Origin of the sequence: Flavobacterium sp. 2, from assembly GCF_049949195.1 — a bacterium.
Taxonomy (GTDB): domain Bacteria; phylum Bacteroidota; class Bacteroidia; order Flavobacteriales; family Flavobacteriaceae; genus Flavobacterium.
In genome coordinates this window covers 1,890,183-1,908,583 of the sequence record NZ_CP188206.1, presented here as the reverse complement: position 1 = coordinate 1,908,583, position 18,401 = coordinate 1,890,183, and the positions used below count along the sequence as shown (strand labels likewise).

Below are 18,401 nucleotides of genomic sequence, written 5' to 3'. Positions count from 1 at the left end.
ATTTTGTAGACTGTATAATTACAGCCTTATAAAACTGCAACTTTAATCTAATCGTGTTTTGCTGACGTATGAATAAGAAATCAATTCATTTTCTAAAAAAAACACTTCGTGTACTGCTTTGGTGCATGACTTCAATAGTTGCACTTTTATTGCTTTTAATCATTTTGATTCAGGTTCCTTCAGTTCAGAATTTTGTTAAGGACAAAGCGGTTTCTTACCTTCATAAAAAAATTAAAACCAAAGTTTCTTTAGATCATATTTCGATCAAATTCCCAAAAGATGTAGTACTTGAAGGTTTTTATTTTGAAGATCAAAAAAAGGATACACTTTTAGCAGGAAAGCGTTTAGAACTCGATGTTGATCTTTTTAAACTGGTTAGCAGTGAACTCGAAATCAATTCGGTTTCCTTAGAAAATATGACAGCTAACATTTCCCGAAACAAAGACGGCGTTTTCAATTTTGATTACATTATAAAAGCATTCGAATCAAAAGAACCAAAAGTTGAAGATCCAAATGCAAAACCTTTTAAAATTTCAGTTGTAAAAGTCAATTTAGATAATATCAAATTCAATTTTAAAGATGATTTCTCTAAAAATGATATTCGCGTAAAGCTGACTCATTTTGATACTAAATTCAAGGAATTTGATTTGGATAAAATGAATTTCGATATTCCGAACATCGATCTTGATGGACTTAAATTAGTTTTAAATCAAGATGTTGTAGAGAAAATTGCAGAGGTTTCGGTAAAAACAGTCGATACAATCTCCAAGCGACCAGATTTCAAATTAAAACTCGGAAAAATCAGTTTGTCAAAAATTGATGTTGCTTACGATAATAAAGATTCCAAATTAGATTCGGGAATAAAACTCGGAAATCTAAATTTATCTTTCAACGAAATTGATTTAAACAAACAGCTTTTAGATTTCGATACTTTCGAACTTAAAAATCTTAGCGGAAATTTAAGATTAGGTGCAAAAGACAAACAAATTGATGCGCCAGATTTAGATACAACAGCGATAAGACAAGCGGGTTGGAAAGCAAAACTAAATAAAGTTGATATTGAAAATGTTGCATTCAAATTTGATGATATGCAGTCAAAACCTATTGCAAAAGGTTTAGATTACAGTCATTTGGATTTGAATAAATTCAATTTTCAGGCTGAAAAATTGTATTACGCAAATGATACGATTTCAGGAAATATTAAATCGTTGGCAGTAAATGAAAAAAGCGGTTTAAATATTCAGGCTTTAAAAACCGACTTTTTCTACGGACCAAAAAATGCATATCTGAATAATTTATACTTAAAAACACCGCAAACGCTTCTTCAGGATAAAATTAAAGTTGAATACAAATCGCTAAAAGCACTTCAAAAAGATCTTGTAAACCTTTCGATTGAAGCTAATGTAAAGAATTCAAAAATTGGTTTCAAAGACATTTTGTTGTTCGCGCCCGATTTACGAAATACTAATCCGTTTAAAACTAATCCAAATGCTGTTTTAGCAATCAATACACGTTTGAGCGGAAAAGTAAAAGATTTGGATATTCCGTTATTTGAAATGAGTGGAATCGGAACCACAAAAGTTTCCCTTTCGGGGAAGATAAAAGGCTTGCCTGATGCTCAAAAAGCCTATTACGATTTGAATATCAAAAAGCTTTCGAGTACTTCAAAAGACATTTATACATTTGTGCCAAAAGGAACAATCCCGACCAATATTCAAATTCCACAACAACTTAGTTTGCAGGGAAAATTTAAAGGCTCGGTGCAGAATTTCAAAACAAATCTGGCTTTAAACAGTAGTTTCGGAAATGCAAAAGTCGATGCGTTATTTGATCAGCGCATCAAAAAAAGAGAGAAATACGATGCCACGGTTTATTTATTGGATTTCAATTTGGGAAGATTAATCAAAAATGATTCAATCGGAAAAATTACGCTTAAAGCGAAAGTCAAAGGAACAGGTTTAGATCCAAAAACGGCAAATGCAGTAGTGGATGGATTGGTTCAAAAAGCGGTTTTTAATAAATATACGTACAAAAATCTAGCATTAAAAGGAAATATCGAAAACGGATCATTCGCAGTAAAATCTGGAATGAAAGATCCGAATTTGAATTTTGATTTGGTTGCCAGCGGAAATACAAAAGAGAAATATCCGGCAATAAAACTAAAATTGAATTTAGATATAGCCGATTTAGAAAAACTGAATCTTCACGCCGGACCAATGAAACTTCGCGGAAATGTCGATGCTGATATCGCCAACAGCAATCCCGATTTTCTGAACGGAAAAGTGTTTCTTTCAAACATTCAAATTTTGCAGGACAAGGAACCAATTGTTTTAGATTCGGTTCGTGTCATTGCGTTTTCAGATAATACGCGAAATAATATCAAAATTTCGTCTCAGTTTTTAAAAGCAGAAGTTGACGGGAAATACAAATTGACGACTTTGACATCGGCGATAAAAAAATCATTGTCAAAATATATTGATTTGAAAAATCCGAAAGTAAATGGAGAATCTGATGAACAAAGATTGGCTTTTACATTAACGGTTGATAACGACCCGATTTTGTTTAAATTAATTCCAAAACTGACAGGTTTAGAGCCAATTAAAATTACCGGAAAATATAATAATGTAACCGATTCTTTAGAAATAAAAGGAACAATCCCAAGAATTGTTTACGCAGATAATACGATTGCTGATGGAAAAATTAATATTGAAGCCAAAGAAAATGCTTTAGAATATGCTATTTCTGTTGCGACAATTGAAAGCGGTTCATTGAAAATTCCATTTACAAGTTTATCAGGAAAAGCCGAAAATAATATTCTGGATTATGCACTCGAAATAAAAGATGCAAAAGACAAACAGCAATATTTTGTTGGTGGTGAATTCAAAGCTGAAGATTCTAAAAATATCTTCAAAATTGATGCTGAAAACTTCGTTTTGAATTATGACAAATGGAAAATCGATCCGGAAAATGCGATTGAATTTGGGAAAAATCAACTTTACATCAATAAATTTTTCCTTGAAAATGACGAGAATGAATTGAAAATTCAATCGCAAGGCACTCAAAATAATGCACCAATTCAGGTTGATTTTGTAAACTTCAAAATTGAAACTATCATGAACATTGTCAAAAAAGACAAATTGCTCATGCAAGGTTTGATTAATGGAAATGCGGTTGTCGAAAACGTAATGACAAAACCCACTTTTACATCAGATTTAAAAATTGATGATTTTACTTTTAAAGGCGATAAAGTTGGCGATTTAGAAATAAAAGTGGATAATAAAACAGCCAATATTCTCACTGCAAATGTACAATTGAGCGATGAAGGAAACGATGTAAATCTTTCAGGAGATTATGTGATTGACGCAGGAACTTTTGATTTTGATGTAGCGATAAACAAACTGAATATAAAAAGCATTCAGGGTTTCAGCATGGATAATATTTCTGAAGGAACAGGTTATTTATCAGGAAATTTTAAAATTCAAGGCACGACTGATGCGCCTAAAATTAATGGTGAACTTAATTTTAATGATTCGGCTTTTAGAGTTACACAGCTGAATTCCTATTTTAAAATTGATCAGGAAAAAATCGCTTTTGATAACGGCATAATCACTTTTGATAAGTTTACGCTTCATGATGAAAATGACAATGAATTATCGGTTGACGGAACTATTCAGTCACCAGATTTCAAGAAATATAATTTTGGTTTAACAATTGTGGCAGACGATTTCAGAGCGATACATTCTAAAGCTCCCGACAATGATTTGTTCTACGGAGATTTGTTTTTAGACACCAAATTAAACGTTAAAGGAACGCTTGAAAATCCTGTTATTGGCGGAAATATTAAAGTCAATAAAGAAACTAAGTTTACGGTCGTTTTGCCACAATCAGATCCTTCGATTGCTGACAGAGAAGGAATTGTAGAATTTGTTGACGAAGACAATCAATATTTGAGACAGACTGCTGAAATGGAGAAAAAGCTGAATCAATCCGAATTAATTGGAATGGATGTCAGCGTCGATATTTCAATTGATAAAGAAGCAGAATTGACTTTAATTATCGATAAAGGAAATGGCGATTATCTGAATTTAAAAGGTGAAGCGCAGTTGACAGGCGGAATTGATCCTTCGGGAAAAACAACTTTAACGGGTAAATATGAATTCACAGATGGAGCATATGAAATGAATTTCAACATGATCCGAAGAAAATTTAATATTCAGAAAGGAAGTTCGATTACCTGGAATGGAGAGCCGACAATGGCAAGTTTGAATATTACGGCAATTTATAAAGTAGAAACGGCACCTATAGATTTGCTTGGAAATCAGTTAGGTGATAAAACTCAGGCAGAAAAAAACACTTATAAACAAAAAATACCTTTTGAGACACATCTAAAAATGAATGGCGAATTGTTAAAGCCGGAAATCACTTTTGACATTGTACTTCCAGAGGGTAATTATGGGGTTTCTTCTAATATTGTAGAGTTGTCTCGTACAAAATTGGAGCAGTTGCGTCAAGAACCGGCTGAAATGAACAAACAAGTTTTTGCGCTTTTATTATTAAACAGATTTATTGGCGAAAATCCGTTTGCGAGTGAAAGTGGCGGTACAAGTGCCGAATCTTTGGCGAGACAAAGTGTGAGTAAGATTTTGTCACAGCAATTAAATGATTTTGCTGGTGAATTGATCAGCGGTGTTCAATTGGAATTTGATTTAGAATCAACCGAAGATTACACGACAGGAACGATGGAAAACAGAACCGATTTGAATGTTGGTGTTTCTAAAAAGCTTTTAGATGATCGATTGAAAGTTACCGTAGGAAGCAGTTTTGCAGTCGAAGGTCAGGAACGCGCTAATGAACAAAGTACCAATATTGCAGGTGACGTTGCTTTAGATTATCAGCTGACGAAAGATGGTCGTTATATGCTTCGTGCGTACCGAAAAAACGAATATCAGGTGGCAGTTGAAGGTCAGGTCATCGAGACCGGGATTGCTTTTATTATTACGATGAGTTACAATAAATTCCGTGAACTTTTTCATCGCAGTGAAGCAGAAAAGGAAATGATTAGAGAAGAAAAACTGCGTAAAGAACGACAAAAACAAAAGGATAAAGAAGCGAAAGAAAAAGAGAAAAAGGAAGAAGATAATCAAATTAAAGGCACTGATATAAAAACATAAGAATATGAAAAACAGATATATAAAATATTTTATTACGCTGTCCTTATTTTTTGTTTTTGGATGCAGTAATACTAAATATTTGCCCGAAGGCGATTTGCTTTATACTGGAGCTTCAGTAAAGGTGAAAGATTCAATTATTAAAAAGAAAGACCGAAAAGCTTTAGAAAACCAGCTTGAAGATTTGCTTCGCCCAAAACCTAATAAACAATTTTTAGGTCTTCGCCCGAAATTATGGGTTTATAATATTGCGGGTCAGCCCAAAAAAGACAAAGGATTTAGATATTGGCTTCGCACAAAAGTGGGCGAGGAACCTGTGCTTTTTAGTAAAGTCGATTTAGATTATAATGCTTCTGTTTTAAGAAATTTTACCGAAAACAAAGGGTATTTCAAAACCCGTGTCAGTGCCGATTCGACCGTTCGAAATAAAAGAGTTACGGCTGAATATATTGTTGTTCCCAAAAAACAATATATAATCAAAAGCGTGACTTTCCCAGATGATTCACTGGCAATGTCAAGAATCATTGGAAGATCAAGCCGAAGAAGTTTATTGAAAGTTGGAAATCCGTATGATTTGGATGTTATAAAAGCCGAAAGAGAACGAATTGATGCGCGGTTAAAAGAAAAAGGTTATTACTATTTTAACCCCGATTATATTTTGGCCAAAGTAGACAGCAGTAAAGGCGATCACGAAGTAAAAATAAGATTGGTAATAAAAGACGATGCGCCACCAAAAGCGTTGACGGCTTATAAAATTGATAAGATCATTGTTTATCCAAATTTCTCTATTTCAAAAGATAGTGTAAAATACAAACCAGAAGATATTGTTCAGTACAAAGATTTTACCATTATCGATACGGCAAATACTTTTAAACCAAGGGTTTTTGACCGAACAATTTATTTCAAAAAAGGAGATTTATACAACAGAAAAGATCACAATTTAACTTTAAATCGATTTGTAAATCTGGGAACTTTCAGTTTTGTGAAAAATGAATTTAGAACATCAGATAGTATAAAAAATGCGTTGGATTCCTATTATTATTTAACGCTTTTGCCAAAGAAATTCATTCGCGTTGAGGTTTTAGGGAAAACAAATTCAGCGAGTTATACGGGGACAGAAATTAATGTTAATTGGAACAATCGAAATTTATTTCGCGGAGCAGAATTGCTGACGGTTTCTGTTTTTGGCGGTGCCGATTTTCAGCTTGCGGGAGTGAATAAAGGCAAGAATATCTATAAATTAGGAACTGAAACGAGTTTGACCTGGCCAAGATTTATAACGCCATTTCATATTGATGGATCGAGTGAATATGTTCCAAGAACCAAAGCGACACTTCGCTATGAGTATCAAAACAGAACCCAATTGTATGCTTTGAATTCGTTTAAAACTTCTTTTGGTTATTTATGGAAAGAAAATGCCCGAAAAGAACATCAATTGAATGTAATGGATATTACATATGTAAGTCCGAATCATGTAACACAGGAATATCGCGATGATATTAAAGCAGATTCATCTTTGGCAAAAGTAATAGAGAAACAATTGATTTTTGGACCAACTTACACTTATACATACACGAATACGATGCAGAAGCGTAAAAAGAATACGTTTTATTTTAGCGGAGAATTGGATTTGGCTGGAAATGTAACGGGGTTAATTACTAGCGCAAATGTCAAAAAAAACGATACTATTAAGGTTTTTGATGTTCCGTTTAGCCAATATGCAAAAATTAGGGGAGATTTCAGGCATTATTTAAAATTGGGGAAAGAAAGTGAATTAGCCAGCCGAATTATCGTTGGAGCCGGAATTCCGTATGGGAATTCTAGTGTTTTGCCAACCTCCAAACAATTTGTAGTTGGAGGAACAAATAGTATCAGAGCTTTTAGAGCAAGATCAATTGGGCCCGGAAGTTATGTAAACACAGCAACAACAAATGATTATCTGCCAGATCAATCAGGAGATTTGAAATTAGAATTCAGTACCGAATACAGAGCGAAGCTTTTTAGTATTGTAAAAGGAGCGGCCTTTATTGATGCAGGAAATATTTGGTTGGTCAACGCCGATCCAAATAAGCCTGGTGCCGAATTTTCTAAAGATTTTATGAAAGAAATCGCAGTAGGCGCGGGTGTAGGTTTACGATTTGATGTGTCTTTCTTTATTCTAAGAACCGATTTGGCCTTTCCGCTCCGAAAACCTTATTTGCCAGACGGCCAAAGATGGGTAATTAAAGATATTGATTTTGGAAGTGGACCTTGGCGAAAAGAAAACCTGATTTTGAATATTGCTATCGGATATCCGTTTTAAGTTTTTAACGTGTCTTTTCCGCCACGACTCGAGCGATAGCGAACAGGCGAAGCAATTCACAAATTATATTTGATTTTCTGAAATGTTTTAAGTTGAATTATTCGAATTTTAATTTGTGAAATTGTAAAAATTAATAGACAAAGAGATTTGCGAAAATTCGTGAATTCGTGGCGAAAAAAACTAAAAAAAAGAAGTAAATTGGTCTAAAATATTTTAGAGGAATGCAAAACTTGATCAAAAGAATTATTGGTATTAGTGTTATCGTTTTACTCATTGTTCTGGCTTTTAAATATTGCCAATTCAAAAAAGATGACGATTCTGATATTCAATATAATACCAATTTAATTCAGCAACAGATTCTTAATGTTGGGAAATTGGTTGTCACCGAAGGACATTTTTCAGAAGTTATCACGTATAAAAATCAGCAGAAATATTTCATGGACATGATTTCTTTTGAGAAGAAAGCGCTTGTGGTTGTAAATGCAAATGTGACCGTTGCCTACGATTTGCATAAAATGAAATATGATATAGATGAAAAAAACAAAACGATTACAATTTTAAATATTCCAAAAGAAGAAATTACCATCAATCCGGATATTCAGTTTTATGATGTTGAGCAAAGTAAACTGAATCCGTTTACGGGAGATGATTACAATAAAATCAATAAATCAGTAAAAGCGAATCTGGCAAAGAAAATTGAAAATTCTACTCTAAAAACAAATGCCCAAAATCGTTTAATAAGCGAATTGTCTAAAATCTTGATTATGACAAATTCAATGGGGTGGAAACTGGAATATAACGGAAAAACTATTGAGTCAGAAACGGAGTTAACACAGGATTTGAATTCAAAGTTGTAAAAAAAGAATCTCGCAAAGACGCAGAGTCGCAAAGTTTTTATTTAATAAGTTTACTTTGCGACTCTGCGTCTTTGCGAGATTAAAATAATCTGTGTGCTATATTTTAAGCAGTTACCTTATCAAAAATCAAATCCAATCCGCCAGAAATTAAATGCGCCACTTCAGGACGTTTTTCTTTCAATTGATCAAGGTGAACTAAGACTTCTTGAAGTAATTGTTTATCATCAGAATCTTTTAAAAGCTCTGCAATTTCAACAGATAATAACCAATCGTTTGAATGATTGTTTTTTAATTTTTCAAAAACAGATTTTAATTCAGTTTTAGAATCTTTATTGTTTCTGATGTTTCGAACAGTAGCGTATAGAATCTCTAATTCATCGCGTTCGTTAGTATGTTTTGCTTTTATCGTTTTAGTTGTCGGAACAATATTGATTAAGTCAAAACTATTCACATCGGCTGGACCGGAAAAAGCAGACACCACTTTTTTACCAATTGCCATATCGTAATTTCCCCAATCAGGCTGAAACAAAATTGTTTCGCCATGAGTTACTGTACAATTTTTAAAACTGATTAAAATAATTTCGCCGTGTAAGTTTCGTGAACCAGTGATAATTTCACCTTCAACAATAATATTGCCTTCAAATTCCAGTTTTACGGTTTCGTTTTCAACAATACTGTAAGCTTGTAAATCCTTCGGACTCATATCTTCAATTGCTAAATTGAAGCCTTTCAGTTTTCCAATCGGACTTCCAAATCCGTGTGGATGCGTTAAAGTTCCGTGACCGACTAATTCTTTTTCGCGGTATGCCAAAGCTGTTTTTCCAGTGGTCTGAATGTAAACCGGTTTTCCTTCTTCTTCAATTACATTCGTGAAAACGCCAGAAATTTGTAAACCAGTACTTAATTCGATTGTTCCTAAAGCGTTGGACTGAATCAATTTTTGAATTCCAGATAATCCTCCGGTACGTAAAGCCATTTTATTTGCAAATTCTTCCAAAATCAAACTCAAATAAGAGAAAGTTGGGGTTACATATAATTGAGGTTGTAATTGCGTAATATCAAAATTCTGATTTGCTGCCGAAATATCATAAGGGATTTTCTTCACATTATCCGTCATACAGTGGGCACTTTCACCAATAGAAGAAAGTAATCCGGCGCCGTATATTTTTGGATTTTCGACAGTTCCAATTAATCCGTATTCAACTGTCCACCAATGTAAATTTCGAATTTGCGCCATTTCAGACAATTCGCCCATATTGTTTTGTAAATCGGCGACAGCTTTTTCAGCTTCGTCAATTTTTTCCTGTGGAGTATCTTCGGCTTCTTTCAAAATCGAAAGCAGACGAATCGCTTCATACATTTGATAATCTTTATGAGAAGAAATTGCTTTGCATCCAATTTCGCCAAAACGTCTTAAATATTCAGCATATTCAGGATTAGCAATAATAGGAGCGTGGCCGGCACCTTCGTGAATAATATCCGGAGCTGGTGTATATTCAATATGTTCTAATTGTCGGATATCTGAAGCAATAACCAAAACATTATAAGCCTGAAATTCCATAAAAGCATTTGGCGGAATAAATCCGTCAACGGCAACCGCAGCCCATCCAATTTCTGTCAGAATACGGTTCATTCCGTACATACTCGGAATAGAATCAATTTCGATTCCGGTTTTCTTCAATCCCTCTAAATAGGAGTGATGTGCAACTTTTGAAAGATAATCTACATTTTTACGCATTACATAGCGCCAAACCGCTTGATTAATAGGTGTGTAATCGCTATAATCCTGAGGTTTAATAAATTGCTTTAAATGTTTAGGCAATCGCTCTAATAATGGATTTGTTTCTATAGATGCATTCATTTCGAAAACGTTGTAGATTAGAATGTAAAATTACGAATTTAGACTACTAATTTTTGATATTCATCACAAAATTTTTATTCGAAAGTGGGTTTTATTGCGTTTTTATAGTTTTTTAGAGCTTAGCAAGAAAATGGATTTTAACAGTCGTTATTCTCGTAATTGACTTTTTCCATTGTTTTTTCAAAGTCAGCCAACTCTTTTTTTGTCATCGAAACTTCTTTCAATTCAACTTTTAATTGTTTTTTAGTGTCGGGACTTATCCATAATCCTGAAAAAGTATTTTCGATTTTCTTCAAAATTAATACGCCGCTGAAACCATGTTCTACCATGATAAATTCATTTTCAGCTTTTCTGTTTTGAGTAATATTCAGTTGAATCCAGTTTTTGGATTTGTTGTAACGGTACATCGAAGTGTACATTAAATCAGCTGTGCATGGATTTTCTTCTGTTTTGATGTAAACTGTTATTGGTGTTTTTCCGTCAACAGTTCCTTTGTATAAATTTGATGTTGGAGCCGTTTGAGCTTGAATTGTATTCAAAAAAGAGAAACAAATTATAAAGAAGAGCATTATTTTTTTCATTCGAAAAACTTTTAGTAGGTTTTTACTTTGGTTAAGATAGGGTTTGTGCTGAACCAAATTTATTTAAAAAATAACAACATCGTCTAAATTTTGAAATTTACTTTTAGGATTTCTTGCTCGAATTTCTCAATTCATTTTCAGCATTTCTGAAATATTCAATTTTATGATTGAACATAAAAGCCATGTTTGTAGCGCGCATTTTAGCTTCTTCTGTCAACGGACCTGCAAATTGGGAATCGATTGTAGTATTGAAAATTTCGATCCAACGATCAAAATGAGTTTTATCGACTGGTAATTGTTTGTGAGGAGGAAACGGAGTTCCAGAATAGGCACGGACATCAAATAAAATGGTTTGCCAAAAACCGTACATTTTTTGCAAATGAGGTTCCCAGCGATCTTGTAATTTGTCATTAAATATTGGACCAATGAGATCGTCTTTTCTAACATTGTCATAAAAGCTGTTCACCATTTGTTTAATATCTTCTAAAGTCGAAATATCTTTAAGGGCATTCATTGTTTTTCTTTCTAAAATGAATTGCAAAAATACGATATAACTTCTTGCCTAATCCATGATATTTGTCATTTAACAAGTGGTTCTTCAACGCTAAAAACAATCAAATTTAGGTTGTAAAATACCTGTTCTTGAAATATTGTAGATGTAGTAAAATAAAAAGTAAGATTTTTTGTGTTTTATTTTTAATTAATTATTTGATATTCAGTGTTTTGAATTTTAATTAGATAAGTTTTTGTTAAGGTAAATTTTACAAATGATGTGTATTTGTAAAGTTTCAATTATATCGATTTCGTTAAAATTGATATATTTTTGATGCGTTTTAATAAAAATAATCATAATAAAATGAGAAAAATTTAACTATCAACAAACCTCAAAAACCACAAAAAAATGCACAAAACTACTCAAAAACCTACAAATCGGGTAAAAGCTTTTATGACACAAGTCATTATAATAATGCTTTTATGTATTACAAAAACAAATGCTCAGACGGTTACGCCTTTTATAACATCAGGCGATCAGACAAAATTACTTCAACAGCAGGCAACTGTAAGTTTCGGAACAAACTCAGGAACAAATCCATCTACAGTTACAGTTAATGCAGGAACAACCTATCAAACAATGGATGGTTTTGGTTATACACTTACAGAAGGTAGCGCCGAAGTGATAAGCGGAATGGCAGCAACACAGCAAAATCAGTTATTGAATGATTTGTATAATCCAACAACAGGATTAAACGCAAGTGTGATTCGTATTAGTATTGCGGCATCAGATTTGAGCAGCTCTTCTTATAGTTATAATGAAACTTCGGGAGATACCAATATGAATAACTTCAGTTTAAACGGTCCGGATTTGACTTATTTGATTCCGATTATCAAAAAGATTCAGTTGATCAATCCGAATATTAAAATATTGGCAACTCCTTGGACAGCACCACGATGGATGAAAACCAACGGTTCTTGGGTTGGCGGAAGTTTACAAACACAATATTATGCAGCTTACGCCAAATATTTTGTAAAATACATTCAGGCTATGCAGGCGCAGGGAATCTCGATTTGGGCCATCACGCCACAAAACGAACCTGAAAATCCAAACAACGAGCCAAGTATGCTGATGAATTCTACAGAGCAAAAGAATTTTATCAATCAACAACTTGGACCTCAATTGGCTGCAGCTGGATATGGCGGTGTTAAAATTATAGCTTTCGATCACAATTGTGACAATACAGCGTATCCAATTGATGTTTTGAACAACAGTAGTTATGTAGATGGTGCAGCATTTCACTTGTATTTAGGAAATATCTCTGCTATGTCAACTGTAAAAACGCAGACTAATAAAAACGTTTATTTTACTGAACAATATACAGGTTCTGGAGGAAGTTTCGCTGGAGATTTTGGATGGCACATGCAAAACGTTGTTATTGGTAGTACAAACAACTGGTCGAAAACAGTTTTAGAATGGAATGCCGCTAATAATTCAAGTTTAGGCCCACGTACTCCGGGCGGATGTAATACTTGTTTAGGAGCGATTACAGTAAATAATAGTACAAGCTATACTAAAAATGTAGCGTATTATATTATTGGTCAAATTTCTAAATATGTGAAACCGGGTGCAGTAAGAATTAATTCTTCTAGCACAAGCGGAAGTATTTTATCAGTTGGATTTAAAAACCCTGATGGATCTATTGCTCTAGTACTTTATAATACTTCCGGATCATCAAATACTATAAAAGTAGTTTCCGGATCATCAGCATTTAATTATACAGTTCCTGGGTCTTCAGCTGTTACTTTTACTTGGGGAACGGGAGGTTCGGTTGCTGTAACGGGAGTTAGTGTAAATCCAACTTCTGCAACAATTACGGCAGGACAAACGCAACAGTTAACAGCAACAGTTTCGCCAAGTAATGCGACAAATACAGCCGTAAACTGGAGTTCAAGTAACACTTCGGTGGCAACTGTAAACTCAAGCGGATTAGTTACAGGAGTTGCGGCAGGAACTGCAACGATTACAGTTACAACGGTAGACGGAGCAAAAACCGCGACAAGCACAATTACTGTAAATGCTACAACTACTGGATTTCCGGGGTATTATAATATTATTTCAAGAAACAGTAACAAAGGTTTAGATGTTGCCGATAATTCTACAACAAGTGGCGGGAGAATTCAGCAGTACGATGTTACCAGCGGCGGAGGAAGCAACCAAAGATGGAAATTTGTTTCAGACGGAAGCGGCAATTATTACATTATTGTAAAATCAACGGGAATGTATCTCGCAGTTGAAAATAACGGAACTGCAAATGGACTAAAAGTACAGCAAAGAACTTTTGTTAATTCTAATGAATTTAAGTGGACAGTTGCAAGCCTTAGTGGCGGATATTATAAAATTACCAATGTAAATACCGGAAAGTCTCTTGATGTTGAAAATGTTTCGACAGCAAATGGAGCTAATATCCAGGTTTGGGATTATACAGGGGGACTAAATCAGCAATGGCAATTTGTTCAGGTAGAATCTACGGCAAAAAAAGCTTTGGCGCCAACAGTTTCGGCAGAAGAAGAAAATCCAAATGATATGGTGATTTTTATTAATTCGTCAAATGATTATTTAAAAATTGATACCAATCATAAAGGAAGTGCTGAGGTTGAAGTATACTCGCTTGAAGGTCAAAATGTGTTGAAGAAAAGCGTAAATTTTGAAGGACGCCAGTCTAAAATTGAAATTTCAAGATTGCCAAAGGGCATTTATGTAGTGCGGGTAAATGACAACACAGGATCGTACTCTAAGAAAGTGTTGAAACAATAAATTACAAATCTAGAATTCAATTAGTAATTTTATATTTGATTTTAAAGGCTGTCTACGGTTAATAGACAGCCTTTTATTTTTATCCAATCAATTGCGTGAATAAATCCTGATTATCATTCAAATATTGAAATTCAAAGCCGTTTTGAGTCATTTTTAATTTAATTGGCATAATATCGTTTTTGTTTTTTAACTCCAAACCAACAACTACTGAACCAACTTCACGGCTGTTTTTCTTTGCAAATTGAAAATAGGTGATATCATCGTCTGGACCTAAAATATTGTTTACGAATTCTTTCAATGCTCCAGGACGCTGTGGAAACTGAATCATAAAATAATGCATCAGACCTTCGTAAAGTAACGAACGTTCTTTTATTTCTGCAGTTCTTTCAATGTCGTTATTGCTTCCGCTGACAATGCAAACTACATTTTTGCCTTTTATTTTGTCTTTATAAAAATCCAAAGCTGCAATTGTCAAAGCGCCCGCAGGTTCTACAACCATGGCTTCTTCATTGTACAATCGCAAAATTGTGGTACAAACTTTTCCTTCGGGAACCAGAATAATATCTTCTAAATTATAACGACAGATTTCAAAAGTTTTATCGCCAACTTGCTTTACAGCGGCACCGTCAACAAATTTGTCGATTGTTTTTAAAGCTGTATTTTTATTTTCTTCTATTGAAGTTTTCATCGAAGGAGCTCCTTTTGGCTCAACGCCGATGATTTTTGTGTTCGGACTTAAATGTTTAAAAACTTCAGATAGGCCAGAAGCTAATCCGCCACCGCCAATTGGAACAAAAACATAATCGATTGGTTCTTTAAAACTTTCCAGAATTTCCAAGCCAACTGTTCCTTGTCCGGCAATTACTTTTTCATCATCAAAAGGATGAATAAATGTTTTGTGATTTTTGATGGCATCTGCAGTTGCCGAAGCGTAAGCATCATCAAAAGTATCTCCGGTCAAAACAATTTCAACAAATGATTTTCCGAATAATTGAACTTGTTTTACTTTTTGTTTCGGAGTGGTTTTCGGCATATAAATTTTACCGTTTATTTTAAGAAGATTACAAGAATAAGCAACGCCCTGAGCATGATTTCCTGCACTGGCACAAACAATTCCGTTTGATTTTTCTTTTTCGTTTAATGAAGAAATCTTATTGTAAGCACCTCTGATTTTATACGAACGAACAATTTGTAAATCTTCTCGTTTTAATAAAATCGTCGATTTGAATTCGTCTGAAAGATTCAAATTTTGCGTAAGCGGAGTCGCGGCAACTACATCTTCAAGTTGCTTTTTTGCATTAAGTATTTCATTAAATAAATCCATAATATGTGTTTTTTTCTTAAAATAAAAAACCTCCCGTTTTGGGAGGTTTTTATAAAATATATTTTACTTATTTATATAACACCTCGCCATTACTGCTGAATTGCAATAATGCTGATAATAGCGATAATAATGTTATTAAAATTTGTCATTTTTTAGCTGATTGAAAAGCAAAAGTAATTAATTATTTTTTTACTGGCGGATACTGTGCTAAAATTTTGGTTACAAATTCAGTAATTCGGGCATCTTTTTTATCAATGTTTTTGTATAAAGTACCAATGCCTTGGCCTTGCCAGATCATTTCTTTCTTTTTAGCATCAATAAAATCAATGAACAAAGTTCCTTCGGTGTATCTAGAAACTGATGTTCCTCCGTACATGTAAGGGCTGTATCCCCATCCCCAGCCGTAACCCCATCCATAACCGTATCCAGCGTAAAATTGATTTACATCAACTTGTTCTTTGGCTTTGGTAAAAATGTTTATTAGGATATCAGGATTTTCGCTTTTGGTAAAACCTTTAGCTTGCATTTGATCGTCAATTGCATGAAGAATTCTTTTTTTATCCAAATCAGATATTTCGACCTTATCAATTCCGGGCTTAAAATAAGCATAAGTTTTATAAGGCGTAAAATCTACGGTTTTATCGTAGTCAGAGTAAGCACTAACCGTGTCGCACGACGCAGCAAGTATCAAAAGCAAAAAAATCGGAATTAATTTGAATGTTTTCATGTTATTAGAAATTTAATGTTCTCTGTTTTATGAGTAACTTTTGTTTAAAGCAGACTTTCGTCAACAATATTAGGTAAAGTTACTTTTAGTAAAGGCTCAACTTGCATGGCTCTTTTTATGGCAAAAATAGCTTCGTCATTTCGAGCCCAGCTTCTTCTTGAAATTCCGTTGTTAACATCCCAAAAAAGCATTGATGCTAAACGTTTTGAAGCTTCTTTAGAACCATCAAGAACCATACCAAATCCGCCATTTATAACCTCTCCCCAGCCAACTCCACCGCCATTGTGAATCGATACCCAGGTTGCTCCTCTAAAGCTGTCTCCAATTACGTTATGGATTGCCATATCGGCTGTAAAACGAGATCCATCGTAAATATTTGAAGTTTCTCTGTAAGGTGAATCGGTTCCCGAAACGTCATGATGATCGCGTCCTAAAACAACTGCTCCAATTTCACCTTTTGCAATTGCTTGGTTGAATGCTTCAGCAATTTTGATTCTTCCTTCAGCATCGGCATAAAGAATTCTAGCTTGAGAGCCTACAACGAGTTTGTTTTCCTGTGCGCCTTTAATCCATTTAATATTATCCTGCATTTGTTGCTGAATTTCATTTGGAGCTGTTTTTGCCATTTCTTCTAAAATCTGTGAAGCAATAGCGTCTGTTTTTTGCAAATCTTCAGGTTTTCCGGAAGTACAAACCCAACGGAAAGGTCCAAAACCGTAATCAAAACACATTGGTCCCATAATATCCTGAACGTAGCTTGGATATCTGAAATCAATTTTATTTTCCGCCATAACATCAGCGCCTGCACGGGAAGCTTCTAATAAAAAGGCATTTCCGTAATCAAAAAAGTAAGTTCCTTTTGCAGTGTGTTTGTTAATTGCTTTCGCTTGTCTGCGCAATGATTCCTGAACTTTTTCTTTAAATAAATCAGGATTATTTGCCATCATTTCATTGGCTTCTTCGAAAGAAATTCCGACTGGATAATAACCTCCAGCCCAAGGATTATGAAGCGAAGTCTGATCTGAACCTAAATCAATTTTGATATTTTCTTTATCGAAACATTCCCAAACGTCAACTACATTTCCTAAATAAGCAATTGAAACCGTTTCTTTATTAGCTTTCGCCAAAGCTACTCTGGCAACCAATTCTTCAGTTGAAGTTACAATTTCATTAATCCATCCCTGTTCGTGACGAATTTTAGTGATTTTCGGATTTACTTCGGCGCAGACCGTAATACAACCTGCAATATTTCCAGCTTTTGGCTGCGCGCCCGACATTCCACCCAATCCAGAAGTTACAAATAAACTTCCTTCAGGATTTTGTTTTGTTTTTCTGAAACCGTTCAAAACCGTAATCGTAGTTCCGTGTACAATTCCTTGTGGGCCAATGTACATATAACTTCCGGCGGTCATTTGTCCGTATTGTGAAACGCCCAAAGCATTCATTTTTTCCCAATCGTCAGGCTTAGAGTAATTTGGAATCACCATTCCATTTGTTACGACAACTCTTGGAGCTTCTGAATGCGAAGGAAATAATCCCATCGGATGACCTGAGTACATCGTTAAAGTCTGCTCATCTGTCATTTCAGACAAATATTGCATTGTCAATAAATATTGTGCCCAATTCTGAAAAACAGCTCCGTTTCCTCCATAAGTAATCAACTCATGCGGATGTTGCGCCACAGCATAATCCAGATTGTTTTGAATCATGTGCATGATCGCTTTTGCTTGCAAAGATTTTCCTGGATATTCGTCAATAGGTCTCGCGTACATTCTGTAATCCGGACGAAGACGATACATATAAATACGTCCGTATTTTTCTAATTCTTCTGAAAATTCAGGAATTAATTCGGCATGATGCTGAGGTTCAAAATAACGCAATGCATTTTTAAGAGCCAGTTTTTTTTCTTCTGCCGAAAGAATTTCTTTTCGTTTCGGAGCATGATTAATAGCAGGATCATACGCTGCCTTTTGAGGTAATATATTTGGAATTCCTTGTTGTATTTGTTCTTTGAAAGTCATTTTTTTTTTAGAGATGCTGAGTTGCTAAGGTTCTAAGACGCTAAGGTATTTTAGTTAGATTAACAACAGATTAATTTTTTGTTTTTTTAATTCTGGGTTCAAATGCGACCAGCATTTAATTGATGCAATTGGAATTTGAGATTTAGAGTTTGTTTAAATTATCTAATTTTCAAATTGGCACATTTTCTAATTAAAAAACTAAGGATAACGGATATCCGACCTATGATAAGACTTGTGGATTTTAATCCTG

10 protein-coding genes are annotated in these 18,401 nt (G+C 34.3%); 4 read left to right on the top strand and 6 right to left on the bottom strand.

Annotated elements, in window-relative coordinates:
* Positions 1 to 68 precede the first annotated feature (68 nt).
* From ACNFIH_RS08105 to ACNFIH_RS08095, 3 genes are all read left to right on the top strand, one after another.
* On the top strand, positions 69 to 5,171 hold the full coding sequence (locus tag ACNFIH_RS08105; protein ID WP_426486225.1) for a translocation/assembly module TamB domain-containing protein: 5,103 nt from the start codon (positions 69 to 71) through the stop codon (positions 5,169 to 5,171).
* Positions 5,172 to 5,175: 4 nt separating this feature from the next.
* On the top strand, positions 5,176 to 7,470 hold the full coding sequence (locus ACNFIH_RS08100) for a BamA/TamA family outer membrane protein (protein ID WP_426486224.1): 2,295 nt from the start codon (positions 5,176 to 5,178) through the stop codon (positions 7,468 to 7,470).
* 221 nt (positions 7,471 to 7,691) lie between these two features.
* A complete protein-coding gene (locus ACNFIH_RS08095; protein ID WP_426486223.1) occupies positions 7,692 to 8,327 on the top strand; it encodes a DUF4230 domain-containing protein in 636 nt (211 codons plus the stop codon).
* Positions 8,328 to 8,430: 103 nt separating this feature from the next.
* On the opposite strand, the gene ACNFIH_RS08090 is transcribed toward ACNFIH_RS08095, so the two are convergent.
* From ACNFIH_RS08090 to ACNFIH_RS08080, 3 genes are all read right to left on the bottom strand, one after another.
* Entirely contained in the window at positions 8,431 to 10,188 is a 1,758-nt protein-coding gene (locus tag ACNFIH_RS08090; RefSeq protein ID WP_426486222.1) for an aromatic amino acid hydroxylase, read from the bottom strand.
* A 137-nt stretch (positions 10,189 to 10,325) separates the two neighbouring features.
* Positions 10,326 to 10,769: a hypothetical protein gene (locus ACNFIH_RS08085; protein WP_426486221.1), complete on the bottom strand. Its 444-nt coding sequence runs from the start codon at positions 10,767 to 10,769 to the stop codon at positions 10,326 to 10,328.
* Positions 10,770 to 10,872: 103 nt separating this feature from the next.
* Complete coding sequence (locus tag ACNFIH_RS08080; RefSeq protein WP_426486220.1) at positions 10,873 to 11,283, bottom strand: group III truncated hemoglobin; 411 nt, start codon at positions 11,281 to 11,283, stop codon at positions 10,873 to 10,875.
* A 387-nt stretch (positions 11,284 to 11,670) separates the two neighbouring features.
* On the opposite strand from ACNFIH_RS08080, the gene ACNFIH_RS08075 reads away from it, so the two are divergent.
* Positions 11,671 to 14,079 (top strand): RICIN domain-containing protein, encoded by a 2,409-nt coding sequence (locus tag ACNFIH_RS08075; RefSeq protein WP_426486219.1) that lies wholly within the window; start codon positions 11,671 to 11,673, stop codon positions 14,077 to 14,079.
* Positions 14,080 to 14,158: 79 nt separating this feature from the next.
* Here the strand turns inward: ACNFIH_RS08075 and ilvA are convergent, their stop codons facing one another.
* From ilvA to ACNFIH_RS08060, 3 genes are all read right to left on the bottom strand, one after another.
* Positions 14,159 to 15,403 (bottom strand): threonine ammonia-lyase IlvA, encoded by a 1,245-nt coding sequence (gene ilvA, locus ACNFIH_RS08070; protein WP_426486218.1) that lies wholly within the window; start codon positions 15,401 to 15,403, stop codon positions 14,159 to 14,161.
* A 181-nt stretch (positions 15,404 to 15,584) separates the two neighbouring features.
* The gene (locus ACNFIH_RS08065; protein WP_035651920.1) at positions 15,585 to 16,130 is read right to left on the bottom strand and encodes a DUF4136 domain-containing protein; all 546 of its coding nucleotides are present in this window, start codon (positions 16,128 to 16,130) and stop codon (positions 15,585 to 15,587) included.
* Positions 16,131 to 16,174: 44 nt separating this feature from the next.
* Entirely contained in the window at positions 16,175 to 18,151 is a 1,977-nt protein-coding gene (locus ACNFIH_RS08060; protein WP_426486217.1) for a urocanate hydratase, read from the bottom strand.
* Positions 18,152 to 18,401 lie beyond the last annotated feature (250 nt).